General features: G+C 58.2%; 11 protein-coding genes. 6 read left to right on the top strand and 5 right to left on the bottom strand.

From position 1 onward, the window contains the following. Positions 1-7: 7 nt before the first annotated feature. The gene (locus ACR0JA_RS10105; protein ID WP_480573596.1) at positions 8-583 is read right to left on the bottom strand and encodes an OmpA family protein; all 576 of its coding nucleotides are present in this window, start codon (positions 581-583) and stop codon (positions 8-10) included. A gap of 166 nt (positions 584-749) precedes the next feature. On the opposite strand from ACR0JA_RS10105, the gene ACR0JA_RS10110 reads away from it, so the two are divergent. The 4 genes from ACR0JA_RS10110 (at position 750) to ACR0JA_RS10125 (ending at position 9,121) form a co-directional block, all read left to right on the top strand. Further along, positions 750-1,592: a M15 family metallopeptidase gene (locus ACR0JA_RS10110; protein ID WP_480573599.1), complete on the top strand. Its 843-nt coding sequence runs from the start codon at positions 750-752 to the stop codon at positions 1,590-1,592. A gap of 213 nt (positions 1,593-1,805) precedes the next feature. Beyond that, entirely contained in the window at positions 1,806-3,518 is a 1,713-nt protein-coding gene (locus tag ACR0JA_RS10115) for a ShlB/FhaC/HecB family hemolysin secretion/activation protein (RefSeq protein WP_480573602.1), read from the top strand. Between the two features lie 10 nt (positions 3,519-3,528). Then, complete coding sequence (locus tag ACR0JA_RS10120; protein ID WP_480573605.1) at positions 3,529-7,167, top strand: two-partner secretion domain-containing protein; 3,639 nt, start codon at positions 3,529-3,531, stop codon at positions 7,165-7,167. A 28-nt stretch (positions 7,168-7,195) separates the two neighbouring features. Beyond that, positions 7,196-9,121, top strand: a complete 1,926-nt coding sequence (locus ACR0JA_RS10125) for a caspase family protein (protein WP_480574219.1) — start codon at positions 7,196-7,198, stop codon at positions 9,119-9,121. A gap of 23 nt (positions 9,122-9,144) precedes the next feature. Here ACR0JA_RS10125 and ACR0JA_RS10130 read toward each other — a convergent pair whose 3' ends face one another. Further along, positions 9,145-10,200, bottom strand: a complete 1,056-nt coding sequence (locus tag ACR0JA_RS10130) for an OmpA family protein (RefSeq protein ID WP_480573608.1) — start codon at positions 10,198-10,200, stop codon at positions 9,145-9,147. Positions 10,201-10,349: 149 nt separating this feature from the next. Here ACR0JA_RS10130 and ACR0JA_RS10135 point away from each other — a divergent pair, with 149 nt between their 5' ends. Beyond that, the gene (locus ACR0JA_RS10135) at positions 10,350-11,837 is read left to right on the top strand and encodes a caspase family protein (RefSeq protein WP_480573611.1); all 1,488 of its coding nucleotides are present in this window, start codon (positions 10,350-10,352) and stop codon (positions 11,835-11,837) included. A 7-nt stretch (positions 11,838-11,844) separates the two neighbouring features. Here ACR0JA_RS10135 and ACR0JA_RS10140 read toward each other — a convergent pair whose 3' ends face one another. From ACR0JA_RS10140 to ACR0JA_RS10150, 3 genes are read right to left on the bottom strand one after another with little or no spacing between them, the layout of a single operon-like run. Next, positions 11,845-12,246, bottom strand: coding sequence for a hypothetical protein (locus tag ACR0JA_RS10140; RefSeq protein ID WP_480573614.1), 402 nt, complete (start codon positions 12,244-12,246; stop codon positions 11,845-11,847). A 14-nt stretch (positions 12,247-12,260) separates the two neighbouring features. Beyond that, entirely contained in the window at positions 12,261-12,962 is a 702-nt protein-coding gene (locus ACR0JA_RS10145; protein WP_480573617.1) for a hypothetical protein, read from the bottom strand. Beyond that, positions 12,932-14,503: a caspase family protein gene (locus ACR0JA_RS10150; protein WP_480573620.1), complete on the bottom strand. Its 1,572-nt coding sequence runs from the start codon at positions 14,501-14,503 to the stop codon at positions 12,932-12,934. Before ACR0JA_RS10150 ends, ACR0JA_RS10145 begins: the two co-directional genes overlap by 31 nt. A gap of 145 nt (positions 14,504-14,648) precedes the next feature. Here ACR0JA_RS10150 and ACR0JA_RS10155 point away from each other — a divergent pair, with 145 nt between their 5' ends. Next, entirely contained in the window at positions 14,649-16,697 is a 2,049-nt protein-coding gene (locus ACR0JA_RS10155; protein ID WP_480573623.1) for a S8 family serine peptidase, read from the top strand. Positions 16,698-16,700: the final 3 nt, after the last annotated feature.

Genomic DNA, 16,700 nt, shown 5'->3' on the forward strand with positions numbered 1-16,700 from the left:
GTTGCGATCAGCCGAGAGCCTGGAATTCAACGCGACGGTTTTCATCCGCGCGCGGGTTGTCCTTGTTAAGGGGTTCCGCTTCGCCAACGCCAAGCACCTCAAGCCGCTCGTCGGCAATACCGCAATCGCCGACGAGAAAGCGTTTAACCTCTTTCGCGCGCAACAGCGAGAGATTTTGGTTGTACTCGGCCGATCCGGCACTGTCAGTGTGACCGATGATCTGGAACACGTTGACGTCGACACCCTTCATGGCCTGACACAGCGATGACAGTTTGGGCTTTTCATCTTCGCGCAGCGCGGACGAGGCAAAATCGAACCGGATCTGGATGTTCACCTGATCTTCCTCGGCAACAGGCTGATACTCAGCCGGGGCCGCAGCAACGGCCGTTGTTTCCGTCGTGCTGGTCGCGGCGTTGTCCTGAGTCGATGGCACGATGACCAGACCCCGGGTCTTTTGCTTGTTGAACGCGTCGGTGATTTCGTCCGCTGTCAATTCCGTGGTTTGGGCCAGCGAAGCTTGCGCCGCGCAGGCAACAGCGAATGCCGAAGCACAGAAGAATTTGATTGAAGACGTTTTAGACATGGTTTTCCCCTACCAATTTGCGCAACAGCCTACCCTTGGGCCAAATGTCGAACAATGAAGAAAGTCACACTTCTGATAGACATTTTTTAGGCAACCACGTGACAACCCTGCGAACGGCTTCTAGGTTCAGACCCGAAGGCGGCAGGAAACAGGAAACAATAAGGACATGCGTATCGTTCCCGCGATCATCCTGGGTGTGGCTATTATTCTGGCACCAATCCTGTGGTATGTCTTTCCGTTAATTGTGCCTATCGAAGAAAACTATGAGGGGCCCGCAATCGATTCAGGCGCGCGGATCGAGATCGAAATGCTCAGCCAACAGGTTGAAGACATGCGCAACCAGATCGAACAGTTGTCGCTTGAGATTTCACGGTCGCAAAGCGGGGGAAGCTCGGTGCTGCCGCAATCCGGCGATGCGGCGGATGAATATGGCTTTGACGCGACGACGCCGAACGAGATTATCGATGCCTATGCGCAAGTTGTGCTGATAGCCAACCGGAAGAAGGTCAATCAGGGGCTCGAGCTGGCGAATTCTTCGTTCCTGCGAGACACCTTTGGACTTCCGCGCGAAGACCTGACGGATGACTGCCAGTCGATGACCAACCCGCGTCTTGAGGAAAAGCTGGTTCTGGAAGAAGTCGGCCCCGTGCGCGTACGGATGCTGAAACCGGCGGTCGATTCTCTGCGCACGGTGTTCGAAAACATCCGTCGCACGGATCCGGACCTCTATGCTCGGATCAATACTGCCGGTTCGCTGTGCGTACGTCGAATTCGGGGCGCGACCTCTTCGGCCTCAGCACATGCCTACGGGTTGGCGGTCGACCTGAACATTGATGGCGTTCTTGACACCTTGGGCGATGGCAAAACCCAGCTTGGGTTAACGATCTTGGCAGATTTTTTCCGCGATGAAGGCTGGGTCTGGGGGGCGGCATGGGGGCGCGAGGACTCGATGCATTTCGAGGTCAGTCGCGACAAGATTCAGGAATGGCTCGACGGTGGTCTGCTGTGATCCGGTCCGACCGATAAAAGTTTCTGAAAAAACCAAGTTTTGTGAACTCCGACACAGACAACCCTGACCCGGGGCATGCACATCTGTTGGGCAATTCCAACAGGCGCGGACTAATGTTCAAATCAACCTTGCTTTGGCCCATCGTTTGGGATTTTCTTGAAACCGTTCCATTCAAACGCCCAAGTCGGTTAATGTGCTGAGGTTGCCATAAAAATGATGCATATCCGGCGTTTCGTTCAGCTTGCAGTCCTGATGCTTTGCAGCGGTTTCTTTGCCGGTGCTGTATTGGCGCAAAGCGCATCGAACCTGGCTCCATCTACTTTTCAGCCGCAAAATCAACGCAGTACGGGTCCTGTTACCGTCGCGCGCGATCCCGGCGCGCCTGTTCCGGAAGGGGCCAACCGGCTGTTCGTGACCGTCGGCGCGGTTCAGATCGAAGGGGCATTGCCACAGATGGAGGCCGCGAATTCCGGCTTTGTCGAACGTCTAACGGGCAAACGGGTGGCAGTATCCGAGATTTTTGCAGCCACCAGCCAACTGGAAAACGCCTATACCAACGCCGGATTTGTGCTGTCCCGCGTGGTGCTGCCACAACAGGTGCTGCGCGACGGCGGAACCCTGCGCATCGTCGTGATCGACGGGTTTGTCGAACGGATCGATGCTGGAAAAGTACCTGAACAGGCGCGCGAGCGGGTGGTTGCGATCACCCGACCTTTGATCGGCAAGCGCGGGGTTCGCCTGCAAGAGATCGAACGGGCATTGCTGCTAGCGGGCGACATCTTCGGCATCAGGCTGTCCTCGACGCTATCCGCTGGAGATTCTCGTGGCGGCACCATTCTGACGCTGGATGGGCAATTCAAACAATATACTGGTTCATACGGCTTCGATAATACACTGTCGGATGAGTTGGGACCGGTGAACCTGAGCCTCGGTCTCGAGGTGAATGGCGCGCTCGAGATGGGTGAGACATTCTATTTCCGCGCCGGAGGCTCGCCCACGCGGTTTTTCTCGGACGATGCGAAATACCGCATTTTGGCGGCGGGTACGGTGTTTCCGATCGGCTACAATGGGCTGACATTCAACGTCGAGGCCACGTCCAGCAAGGCGCGGCCGGATGCGAACCCGATACCGAACAAAAGCGAATTCGAGCGCCTGTCTTTCCGGCTCTATTATCCTTGGGTTCGGACGAGGCAGTACAACCTGTCGTCGCAATTGATTTTGGACCGGGTCAGCGATTCTCAGGATTTGACAATCGGGTCGACGGACCTGCCGGTTTATGACGATGATCTCAGTGTGTTACGGGCCACAATTGATGCGATATGGAACTATGATAACGGCACGTTCCTGCGCACCGGAGCGGTCTTGTCGCGTGGTCTGGACGCCTTTGGGGCCAGCACATCAATCGGTCCGGATGACACACCACTGTCGCGGCAGGGCGCCAGCGCGGAATTCACCAAACTGGTGCTGTCGGCGCAATATCAGCGCCCGCTGAACGCGAACTGGTCGCTGAACGTCAACGCGCGCATTCAAGAGAACTTTGGCGATCCGCTGGTGACCTCGGAACAGTTCAACATCGCCAGCTCCAGCGAGCTTTCGGCATTTGACGCAGGAGAGCTGCGCGGTGACAATGGGTGGGTGCTGCGCACCGAAGTCGGGCGTGCACAACAAGTTGAACTGGCCGGAATGCCATTGATTTTCAAACCGTATTTGTTCGGCGCCTACGGCGTGTTAGGTATAGAACAACCTACTATTGTCGAACAACGCACAACCAAAGCATCTTCGTATGGTTTGGGTTTTGACCTGTTTACGATTGAGGACTCGGCCTATCGGTCCGGGTCGGTACGAGTGGAATATGGGAGAGGTGAACGTGATGACCTGGGGGCAGACGGAAACCGATTCAGTATCGTTGCAAGCCGAAGATTCTGAGCGACTTTCAATGATTTACACAACGTTCTTTGCGGTGGCTTCTGCCACGGCGATGCTGTGGGGCACAACCGCACTTGCGCAGTCTTTGCCGAGCGGCGGCTCGGTCGCAGCTGGTGACGTGTCGATCACACAGCCGAATGGCCAGCAGATGACGATCAATCAGGGCTCGGACGCCGCGATCGTCAACTGGAACGATTTCTCGATCGGCAGCGGATCACGGGTCGACATCAACCAACCGGGACGGAACAGCACCATGCTGAACCGCGTGACCGGCAACACGACCAGCCAAATTCACGGGCAACTGAATGCCAACGGGCAGGTTCATTTGGTCAACCCCAACGGTATTTTCATTGGACCGTCGGGTCATGTGAACACCGCCGGGTTCGTCGCCTCGACGCTGGATATCACCGATGACGATTTCCTGAACGGGCGGTATCGATATAACGGGAACGGCAATTCCGCAGCGGTTGAGAATGCCGGGACAATCTCGATCGTGCCCGGCGGTTATGCGGCTCTGATCGGGGGGCGTGTATCGAATTCCGGCCTGATCCGGGTTCCATTGGGCAAGGTCGGGCTCGGCGCCGGTGAGCAGGTTACGCTGGACATATCCGGCGACGGGTTCTTGCAAGTCGCCGTGCCTTCGGACAGTGACGACGACGCGATGGAAGCACTGGTCTCGAACTCTGGCCGGATCGAGGCAGATGGGGGCCTTGTGCATCTGGAGGTTGCCAGCGCGCGCGACGCCGCACGGCAGGTCGTCAACATGTCTGGCGTCATCGAAGCACGCTCGGTCGGCGGCGTTTCGGGTGCGGTGGTGCTGGGCGGTTCGGGCGGGGCGGTGCAGGTCAGCGGTACGATCGACACATCTGCCCGCAGGACGCTTGTTGCAAGCTCTCCCCGGCCTGTTGTGCGCCCGCAAACCGGAGGCGATATTACAATCACGGGTGAAGCGATTGCACTGGCCGGAGCGACCCTGGATGCCAGCGGCGCGGGTGCCGCTGATGGCGGGTCGATCCGTGTCGGAGGCGATTTGCAGGGGCAGGGCGATTTGCAGCGTGCGCAGACGACAACGGTTGATGCAGACAGCCGCTTGATCGCCGATGGTGGCGCGCAGGGCAATGGCGGTACGATCATCGTCTGGTCTGACTATGCGACTGATTTCTTCGGGTTCAATTCGGCCCGCGGTGGAGATCAGAGCGGTGACGGCGGCTTTGTCGAAGTGTCGGGCAAGATCCAACTCACCTATCAGGGCCTGACGGATACGCGCGCGCCTTATGGGTCCAACGGTTTACTGCTGCTTGACCCGTCGGATATCGAGGTCAATTCAAGTGGAGCCCCCGGAACGGTTTCGCCAACCACAATCGTTACAAACCTGGACCTTGGGGACGTGACAATCACTACTGTTGGAGCCGGAGAAATCATAGTGGGTAGCGGCTCCCCGGTTGGCCTCGGTGGTCCGGATGGCGAAGACGGTAATATCACAGTGGAAGAGGCGATTACCTGGTTCAGCGCGAACGAGCTGACTTTGCTTGCGGATAACGACATCGATATCAACGCGGCAATCACGGCGACGTTGGGGGGTTTGACGATTGATGCCGCCGGAACAGTCGAGACCGGATCAGGCGGCGCTATCGACGTTGGTTCGTTTACCTTGGCGAGTGGGTCTTGGGAACAGAACGGTAGCTCGATCCCGTCTTTCTCCGCAGGAGATTTTTCGATTGCGGATGGTGCCAGCTTTTTGCGCGCCGTCGGTGGCAGCGGGTCGTCTGCCAGCCCCTACCGGATAACAGATGTCTATGGGCTTCAGGGAATTGGAAGCACGGGGCTGGGTGCTTCCAATTTCGAACTGGTCAACGATATCGACGCTTCGGTTACCTCTGGCTGGAGCGGGGGTTTCGATCCGATTGCCGGTCTTACAGGGTCTCTGGACGGTAACAGGTTCTCGATCGACGGGCTGACCATCGATCAAGGCGGCAGCGCAGCGTTCATTGGAACGATCGGACCGACGGGGTCTGTCTCGAACTTGTCGATCACCAATGCGGATATCGACAGCGAAACCGCCGCGATCCTTGCCGTAATCAACAACGGCTTGATCAGCGGCGTTTCGGTCGGCGGCTCGGTTACGGCCGAAAATTCGGGTGGCGGCTCTGTCGCTGCCGGGCTGGTTGTGTCAAATTTCGGCACGATCGAAGACAGTTTCAGCACCGCGCGGGTCGAGGCGATTTCCCCGGTAGACGCGTTTGATGATTTCCTCGCGGCCGCTGGTTTGGTTGGTGACAATACCGGAACCATCGAGCGGTCAAACAGTTCCGGTCCCGTCATACTGACCAGTCAGACGGGTATGGGTGATGCGTTTGGGGCCGGTCTGGTTACCTTCAACAGCGGTACAATTCAGGACTCATATTCCACGTCTGACATAACGGCCAACGGCATCGACGATACCGTAACGATCGGCGGTCTGGTGGTCGACAACGACATCAACCTTGATTTTGGTACAGTCGGTCGGATCGAGCGCACATACGCGAGTGGCGATATCACCTCAAACGGCTCAGCCTCGACTACGTTCGGCGGTCTGGTCGTTTTCAACACCTCTCCGGCGACAGTCACAAATTCGTTCTGGAACCGGCAGACAACTGGTGTCAGCAGCAGCGCCGGGGGCACCTCACTGACGACATCGCAATTGCAGGACACCGAAAGCTTTTACAACCGCGCCCGGGCACGGGGCTGGGATTTCACCAGCGTCTGGGCCCCTGGCAACGGCAGCACGAACCCGGCGAACTACACAACCTCGCCAGTTCTATTTGCCATTCCGGATGATGTCGCTGTGCCCGCAAGCGAGGTGTCCAGCGCCTCGACCACAGGAACCGTCTATGGGGGGCCATCGGTCTACAGGTTCGGTCCGCCGTCAGATTCGCTCAGCACGTCGCAAATCTTTGGCAACCTGAATTTCGCTGACACGTCGCCCGGCGCGACCACGTTCACCCTTGGCACAAGCTCGGCGACCAGCAGCGGCGGACAGGTCTATTCGGTTAGCGCCTTGCCCGGTGCGGCGGTCATAACCGATGACACAACGATCATTCCAGTTCCTCCAACACCGACCGTTGAAGTCACGCCGACGGTGGATACGACGATCACCGGAGAAGGCGGTGGCGGTACAGCCATTACAACTGTGGCCGAAGCAGAAGCAGCCCTGGGCACAGTAGAGAACGCTTCGCAGGAGTTTGACGGCGAGGTTGCCGCCTGTGCCTCGGAAGGCAATGACGTCAGTCAGTATCTGGCCTGTCTGGCCGAGGCGATGGATGACTATGCGTCTGATCTGGATGCAATCGTGAAAGGCTTGCCACCGGGTCTGGAATCTGTCGGCGACATCATTCGCGGCGCCAGCGCCGGTATTCGCGCGGCAGGTGAAGAGGCCAACCGCAAGCTGGCATTGGCCACAAGCGCCGAAGAACGCGCTGCCATTCGGCGCGAAGCGGTGCAGGCCGCCCGACGCGAGATCCGTCAGGCCCAGCGTGAAATTCGCAAAGCCATCACATTGATAAGAGCGACGGATCCAGAGCTTGTCTCGATCCAGAACCAACAGGTAGAAACGATTGTGGCCGCGGTTGGTCAGGCCGAAATCGGTCTGGCGCGCGCCATTGGCCTGTAAGTCTCCGGAGATCCAGCCTGTGTTCGTAATGCGTTGCTTTGCTGCCATTTTCCTTTCGCTGCTCAGCGCCTGCGCGGCGCTGGCAGACAAGCGGGTCGCGCTGGTGATCGGCAATTCCGATTACGCGTCCGTCAGCCCGTTGGACAATCCGATCAACGATGCCTCGGACCTTGCCATCGCTCTGGAAGGGTTGGGCTTTGATGTGTTTCTGGGCACCGACCTGACGCGGGCCGAGATGCTGGCGTTGGCCGAAAGCTATGGCGCGACAGCGGCGGATTCAGATGTGTCTCTGCTGTTTTACGCAGGCCATGGTTTTCAGGTCGACGGGCGGAACTATCTGGTGCCAGTCGACGCGCAGATGTCGAGCGCCGAGGATATTCCCGATCAGACCATCGCCATGGAGGAATTCGTCGGGCGGATGGAGCGATCCGACGGAATTCGGTTGGTGTTTCTGGACGCCTGTCGCGACAATCCATTCGAGGGAACAGGCATAGAGGTCGGGGGTGAGGGTCTTGCTCGTGTCGGCAGCGCTGCGGATTTTCTGTTCGCCTATGCAACCCAGCCGGATAACGTCGCCTATGACGGGACCGGGCGGAACAGTTTCTTCACCGAAGCATTGCTAAGCCACATCTACACTCCCGGTCAGGATATTTCGGATCTGCTGATTTCGGTGCGCAAGGATGTTCTGACGTCGACCGGTGGGCGGCAGATCCCGTGGGACAATTCCTCGCTGACACGCCAATTCCGGTTCGACAACAGCCCGGTCACGGCATCCGAGGAAACCCTGCTGTGGCAGGTTGCCGCAAATGCGCAGGAACCGTCGCTAATGCAGCTTTATATCGACCGCTATCCGCAAGGTGCGCACGCCGAAGAGGTGACGGCCTTTCTGGATCGGGCAGGGCAGGGCGAGACATTGACCCGTGCGCTGTCGGTCGAAGATGAGGACGAACAGGCCGAGCGTCTTTGGAAGCTTGCCCAGCGCAGCCGGATGCGGCCCTTGCTTGAATTTTACCTGGAACAATACCCCGATGGCAGTCACGCGGATCAGGCGGAACTGCTGATCGCATCGATCCCACGTCCCGAAGACAGCTCTCCCGGTGGTATATGCGAACGTCTTGCCACGCACCCGCGTGATCGGACGGCCAGCGTACCCGGCGTACCTTTCAGCCGCTTGCAGGAAAACGCTTTGACAGCCATACAGGCGTGCAGCGCGGCTGCAGCACAGTCACCCGATCTGCCGCATTACGTGGCCCTCCTGGCGCGGGCAACAATCGCAGCCGGCGATGTCGAGAGGGCGGTGACGCTGTATCAACAGGCTGCGGCTGAGGGTGACTTGCGGGCGATGGTGTCGCTTGCGCAATTGCACGAAAGCGGGACGGGTGTCGCGCAGGACGTGAACAAGGCGCTGGAATTGTATGAACGCGCTGCGCAGGGTGGCAGTGCCGATGCAATGATCAATCTGGCGGTAACCCTGTTCGAAGGTCAGATCGTGCCGAAGGATGACAACCGGGCCATCGCGCTGATGCGCCGTGCCGCATATGGCGGCTCGGCCAAGGCGACCTTCAACCTTGGGGTTCTGGTGCAAGATGGAATTGCCGGAGAGCCCGCGCAGGCGCTTGAATATTTCCAGAAGGCCGCCCGCGATGGTGAGTATCAGGGCTATCTTGCTGCAGCGATCCTGCTGGATGAAGGTCGAGGAATTCCGCGTGACCCGGCAGCGGCGGCGCGTATGCTTCTGCGGGGTGCGGCCGAAGATAACGGTGCAATCCTTAACCAGTTGTCGCTGGCGTCGGACCAGTGGTCGCGTGAAACACTGATCGAAGTACAGACGCTGCTGCAAAAGGCTGGCTATTACGACAGCACGATCGACGGTGTCCCGGGCCCTAACTTTATCGCGGCGCTTCAACAATGGCGCAGCGGCGGGTTCAACCCAATAATTCTGGCACAGGACTAAGATCGGCGCGGTGCCATTTTTAGTCAGTTCACCGGCACAAACTCGATCCGGCGGTTGCGGCGTTTGCCATCTGCAGTGTCGTTGGACACGACCGGTCGGCTTTCGCCATAACCCACAGTTATCAGCCGTTCCGGCGAGATCCCCTGTTCGACCAGATAGGTGTTCACCGCCCGCGCGCGGCGTTCGCTGAGTGCTTTGTTCGCAGCCTCAGAACCGTCGCTGTCGGTGTGACCACCAATTTCGATCGTCAACTCGGGGCATCGGTCAACAATGTCGTGCAGGTTGGTCAACAACGGGATTGAATCGTTTGTAAGACGCGCGCTACCCGAGTTGAAATAGATGTTTCCGGTCCGCGACAGGATTTCCATCCGACCCTCGCAGGCGGCCCGGTCCAGATTGCCTTTGGTTTCAAGCGCAGCGGCACCCGGCGTCGCGGCAACCAGTTCCAATTGCGGCGGCGTCCCCGCCTGGGCGCGATCAAACACGAAGCCAAAGCTGACAAACCCGAAAGGTAGGATATCGACGCCTGCGGCCTCTTCCAGTTTCGCGCGACCTTCTTCAAGGTTGAAATCCGTCAGGGCAATCGCAATCGGCGTCGTGTTGGCCACGGCAACCCGATCGTTGTCCACTAGCGTGATCGCCACCTGCGCCGTTCCGGTCTTCTCGATGCCGTGCAGCGCCAGTCTGTAGGGCAAATCGATGATCTTGTGGCGCGTCTGATGCAGGTCGACAAGATCATCGGCGGGCAATTGGGCGGTTATGATCGCTTCGGGAAAGTTGAATGTTTCAAAAAACAAAAACCGCATACGGACATTTCGCAGGTCGATTTTGGTATCGACACTGTCCATCTGCACCCGGATTTCAGCCGTACCATCTGCCGCGATCACGCCGGATAAGGTTGCAAACCCACTGTTTTCGGCGACCGAATTCTTTTTCACCGACAAGAATTGCAGTTCCGAGGCTTCGGCGTCCAGTTTCCAACCATGTTCGAACGGGTCGGCGCTTTGTCCAATTGCGGCGCTTGCCGAAAATACCGCTGCCAAGGCAATCAGATTTCGCATAAAGGTTGAACGCCGCATGTGTGAACCTCTTCCTATGCTTGATACTATTTTGGGAATATGACAGGGCGTGGCCACAAGAAAGCCAAAAAAGCGGAATATAGAGATTCAAAGCGGCTTGGTGCCCCCGAGGTCACGGGCAAGGGTCGCAAAAAAACAAGGGGCAAAACGTGCTTCGCATCTATGGGCTATTAATCGCGTTGATTTCGGCAGCCTGGGCCGTGGCCGGGGCGGCTGAGCCGCGCGTGGCGTTGGTGATCGGCAATTCGGAGTATGGCTCGGTTTCGCCCCTGGACAATCCGGTCAACGACGCAAAGCTGATTACCGAGAAATTACAAGGTCTTGGTTTTGAGGTTCGGCACCTGTCCGATAGCAACCAAATCGATATGAAACGCGCGATTGCACAATTTGGCCGCGATCTGCGTAAAGGCGGCGAAGACGCGATTGGCCTGTTCTACTATGCCGGGCACGGCGTTCAGTCATTTGGTTCCAACTATCTTTTGCCGGTTGATATCTCGCTTAGCGACCCGGCGGACCTGGATCTGATGGCGGTCGAGGCGCGCTCGGTGCTGCACCAGATGGCGTCGGCCCGAAACCGGACAAATATCGTGATTCTTGATGCCTGCCGCAACAACCCGTTCGAAGATCTGGCCGATATGGATGATAATGGTTTGGCCGAAATGAAAGCACCGACTGGCACGTTTCTGGCCTACGCGACCGATCCGGGCGGCGTCGCTCTGGACGGGAACGCTGGAAACAGTCCTTTCACACTGAGCCTTGCCCAACATATCGAAACCCCGGGAATGGCGATCGAGCAATTGTTCAAGAAAGTCCGGGTCGATGTTCTGGGTGAAACCCGTGGCCTGCAAACACCGTGGGATACATCATCTCTGACGCAGGATTTCGCCTTTGCACCTGAAACCGAAACCAAGATCATCGCGCACAGGACCGAAGAAGAGCAGTGGCAGGAAGTTGTCGAAGGTCGCGACCCGGTGCAGATCATGCTGTTCCTGCGCACCTATCCCGACAGTCTGCATTCGGACGAGGCCAATGAGCTGTTGCAGACGGTGTTGGCTGAATCCTTTGGGACGATACCATCAACCGATCCAGCGGCCCCTTCGGCAGAGGAAGAAATCGCCGAAGCGACCGAAACCGACCGCCTAATGTATGAGTTGGCACAGGCCGACGACACGATCCATTCCTACGAGGTCTACCTGCACAGTTTTCCAAGCGGCGCGTTCTCGGACGCAGCGGTCGAGCGCCTTGCGGCCCTGCGGCTGAAAGACGAAACAGTGACCCGTAAGGCCGAGCCCAGCGGCGCTGCGCCCGAAGGGACCAATACAGGTCAGATCAGCGCAACTGATGCTGTCACGCTGCAATCGGTGCTGACTTTCGGAAACAAGCGTGTGCGGGGACAGACAATCAAGGACCTGATTGCCGGTTCTCCGCAATTTCCGCCGATCGAGGGCTTGCCGGAGGAGCTTTGGAAGGAACAAACCTGCTCGAACTGCCATCAATGGACCGCTGAATCGCTCTGCGATCAGGCGCAGACCTATGTGCAGCGGCCTGCGGCGGGCAACGTCACCAAAGAACACCCGTTTGGTGGGGGTTTAAAGGTCAACCTCCGTCGCTGGGCATTGGGCGGGTGCCAGGGCTGACCCGCCGTTAACCCGACAGTTTCGCCAGATCCGCGCTGAGCGCGCGCGCCTCGGAAATGCTGCGCTGTAGCGCTTCGAGCCGCGCCTCGGGCGTCGCACCTTGGGGATTGCTGTTCAGGACACGGTCAATTCTGGCGGCGGTGGCAGTGTCCCCGCCACCGATGGAATCGCGCTGCTGAAGGATTTTCAGTTTCAGTTGGGCAAGCTCGGATTCCGAGGTGCGCAGCTGCGCCGCCAAGGCGTCGTTTCGTGCCTGCGCCGCCGCAACATCCCCTTCGGCAGCTTCGACGCGCGCGTCATAAGCCCCGGTTGTAATGCCGGAGACACCAGCAAAAAAGCCCCCCTCTGCCGGGTCCGTTGTCGTTTGACAGGCCATAAGCGCAAAGCAGGGAAGAAGGGCAAAACGCATCACGGGCAACCCGGTCATAGCGACGAGGCCAGATCGCTGGCGATACCGCGCATCTGCGTGATCTGGTTTGACAATGCAGCCAGATCACCATCGATGGGCGAGGCGCTCTGGCCCCGGGCAATGGTCAGATTTCGTGCCTCGGCAAATTCAGCCTGCCGCTTCGTCGCACCGTCGATGGCAAGTTCCATCTGGCTCAGGTTGCCATTGGCCTCGGCCAGTTCGCGCTGCAATTCCGCCTGATCGACGGAGCCAGCTGCAGCGCGGGCGTTCAACGCATCCAACTCGGCCTTTTGAGCTGCCAGAACCTGATTCATGACGTTTAATGTCGTCTGCATTTCGGCGGCGTTGCTGTCCAGATCGCTTTTGATCTGTCTCAGCCGCGCCTCGCGCCCGGCGTATTTCTTCTGAATAAAACCGACATATGTTCCGGCCAGTGCGCCTGCACCAAGACCGATGGCGATGCCGCTGCCGATGTCATCATCCCCGCCCAGGCCAAATCCGATCGCGCCTCCGGTAACACCCCCGGCAATCGCTCCCTGAAGAATGGTCTTTTGCAAAGCGGCTGCCTGTTTGGCCAGATCCGCCTCAGCCTGTGTTGTTCCACCTGCGGCGACTTCCGGAGCAGGGGCTTCTTTGGATCCTCCGCAAGCCGAAAGAACAAGTGACGCCGACATCGCGGCAGCGATCAGTCGGGTGGAATGAGATCGGCCAGCCATTGGTAACTCCCTTTTGTGCTGTCTTCGACCTGTGCCACATGGCGCAGGAACAGGGCAGCGTCGTCGGTCAATTGGGCATTTGCATACCCCAAATCGCGCGCATCTGCTGCCCCGCTGATGATTGTTCCGTCAATACCCGGCGGAAAGAACACTGCCGCACGGTTCATGATCTCATCATAATAGCTGCGGCTTTGGTCCAGTCGCCGCAGGATGACCCCACGCGAGCGGTAGATGTCATAGACGTCATTGCGTGCCTGTTGCAGAACGGGCAGGGCATCTGCGTTGGACCGGGCAATCTCTTCGATCTGTTCCAGAGCGCCTTCGGCAATGGCCAGTGTTCGTTCGACGCTCCGCAATGCGACAATATCTGTGCGCAGCCTTTGTAGCGTTGTTGCCGCCAGAAACACCGAGACTTGCGCAGCGTCTTCGTACAGGCGCTCGGCCGAGGCAGTCTCTTGCTCAGGCAGTCGGCGGCGATAGTTGTTCAACGCGGGACCCAGTTCGCGGGTCTGGCTATCGCTCAGATGACCCAAGGCAAGCAACGCTGCTGCGACCTGGTCGGGATTGGCCTGCGACAGCGAAGCGCTGACAGGGGCCAAGGGCGTATCAGCTCCAGCCTGTAGCGTCTCAATTCTTTCACGCGCGAAGGACGCAAACAGACCGTCTGGATGACTTTTCAGATATGCTTCAAAGTCCTGAGTATCAGAGCTGGATGAAACATTGCGCCAATGCGCCAGATCGGCGGCGGTTTCATCCTCCACCGCTTGAGACGGCAACCCCGGCGCAAAGCTGTGATCGTCCAGAACCGATTCTTCGACCCACGGGATTTGGCGCCCATCGGTTTCCAATACAACCTGTTGACGTACCCGGCCCAGCATCAGCCTGATGTCGAGATCAGGAGTGGCAATATGATCCAGCAGGCTGGACGTGAACACGCTGTTCTGACCCAAGCCGTCATAGGCAACATTTCCGGGATCGGTAGCGTAGGCAATCAGCAATCCGGCACCACCTCGTATTCTGACAAGCCCGCGCTGCACCAGCCCGCTGTCGGAAAACGGGTTGTTCCGGCAAGCGTCCAGCAACAGAATGCCCACCTTCGGACCTGCTTTGGCGATGACGTCGCGCACCGTATCTATCGAGATCGAGCTTCGGCGCAGCGCGTTCAAATCGCTGCCTTGAAAATCGGTGCCGATCAGGTGGTTCTCGCCACCAATCTGCACTCCGTGACCCGCATAGAAGAACACCGCCATATCCGCCCCTTTGGCGGCAGTGCCAAATTCGGTTAGGGCTTGCTGCATCATGCTGGCGTCCTGATCCAGGGCTTCGAGGACATCGAACCCCAGCTCTCGCAACGCGTCGCCCAGCGCCGAGACATCGTTCACGGGGTTGCGCAAGGCCATATCTGGCGTGGAATAGTTCGAGTTGCCGATCAACAAGGCAACCCGGTCCGCGGCGAGTGCCGAAACTGCAGTCGATCCCACGACAGACATCGCATAGATCAAAATGACCAAGCGTGCGATGATAGGGTGGATCAGCTTCATGACGACACCCTAGCTTAACTGAACGCGCAAGAACAGTCAGCCGCTGTCCCGAAAGCATGTGGCTGAATCCTGACAACGTGCTTCAATCATTTGTTGAAATACCGATCGGGTGTTAGCCTGACAGCAGTTTATGACAGGTGGTTTCATGCAGAACGTCGCAACTGACGCGAAATTGGTTAAGTCCGTTTTGTACAGCGCATCCGGTGGGCAGCGTTTTACCCAGGACTCGCCGGTATTGCCCGAGATCTGGATGCATTTGGCGGCAAATCCTTCGGCGACGCCAGATTGTCTGCTGGTACCACGCCATGGCCATCAAGCCCATCACGTCGCAGACGAATTGCAGGCCAGGTTCCAATCGTGGGAGCGTCCGCCAAACCAGACCCACCGGAACGCTGTATCTGACATACCCGGCTTGACAACGGCCCGGCTCGATCTGGGCGAGGTGGTAAACGTTGTTATGCCGCTGACTCGCTGGTGGGAAACGGACGGATTGGGGGCTTGTGTAGCGGAACTTCAGGTCGAGCGGATCGCCGAATTGGTGGGTGCAGCCTTTGTCTTTCTGGGCTCTGACGACATTTCGCGCACCGATCGGCTAAGCGAACTCCAGGCAAGTCTAAACAAAGTTGCCACCCAACCTATTCAGCCCATACCGGATAGCACCCTGCGGATTCTGGTGCTGATCGCCATGCTTGAGGCCGCGCGCAGCCCAAGCGAAGAGTTGATTGCAAAGCTAAGCAACTCGACCGAACCGCAGGATCATGGACGTTTGATCATACGGCGGCTGGACCAGATCAGCGTGGGTGAGATTATGTCATCCATCGGCTCAATCCTTGATCTGCAGCATCTGCGTCGCCGGTCCGAACCCAAAACGCGTTTCTACGCGGATCAGGGTGCAAGTTTCGATCCCAGGATGATTTTCACGCTGAGCCTGAACCGTAAGGCAGACGTCAGCAGCATGGAGTCGGTGACAACGACCAAAGCGGATGCGGCCTATCGGGTGTTCAATATCTCGACCGCCAAAATCACCTGGGCGGTCATCGATTCAGGTATCGACGCCACGCATCCTGCCTTCTACCGCTTTGAAGACGACACTGAGCGAAACGATTGGTTGAAAGGTGATTTCTTTGGCAAAGCCGTTGCGCCCGAACGCTCGCGGGTCAAGGCGAAATACGATCTGACCATCCTCAAGAGGTTTCGTGACAGGGATCTGATCCGGAACGCGAAGGGTCGGAAAGATCTGGTGGAAACGGTTCTGCGCAACCGAACCGGTTCGCAATCGACATCGAGCCCATTACGCATCCGTGTGAGCGAGTTGGTGGAAACCGCTTTTGACGACCTTTCAAAAGGCAGACCCTTCAATTGGGAACTGGTCGAGGAATTGCTGCGTGTCGATCACTCGGTCGTACCCAACAATGATCACGGAACGCATGTGGCAGGGACACTGGGTGGCACATGGGTCGAACATGGCCGCGAAGGACCACGTTGGGTCTATGGCATGTGCCGCGATATCGAGCTGATCGACCTGATGGTCGTCGGGGATCAGCCCGAAACTACCGAATTCGCTGTTATCGCTGCCCAACGATTGGTGCGCTATCTGAACCAGCGGCAGGATTTTTTGTATGTTCACGGCGTCAACATCTCGATGTCGATCCCGCATGACGTGACCAACTATGCCTGCGGACGTACCCCGGTTTGTTCCGAGGCAGAAAATCTGGTGGGAAACCGGGTTGTTGTCGTCGCAGCAGCCGGAAATCGCGGATATAATCAGTTCCACACCGCCGCAGGTGTGGTTGACCTGCACACGGACACCTCGATCACCGATCCGGGCAACGCACAGGCCGTTATCACGGTCGGTTCGACGCATAGGCGCGAGCCGCACAACTACGGTGTCAGCTATTTTTCCAGCCGCGGGCCAACCGGGGATGGCCGGATGAAACCTGATCTGGTCGCACCCGGGGAAAAGATCAACGCGCCGGTTTGCAACGGGCAGCTGGGTGTACTCGAAGGGACGTCGATGGCTGCGCCCCATGTCAGCGGTGCGGCGGCGATCCTGATGGCCCGGTTCAAGGAATTGCGAGGCGAGCCGCAGAGGATCAAGGCCATTTTATGCAGCTCGGCCACCGATCTGGGCCGGGAGCGCGCCTTTCAGGGCGCGGGACTGGTCGATGTGCTGCGCGCCCTGCAATCGGTCTGACGG

It is taken from the genome of Ruegeria sp. AM4 (assembly GCF_056540665.1).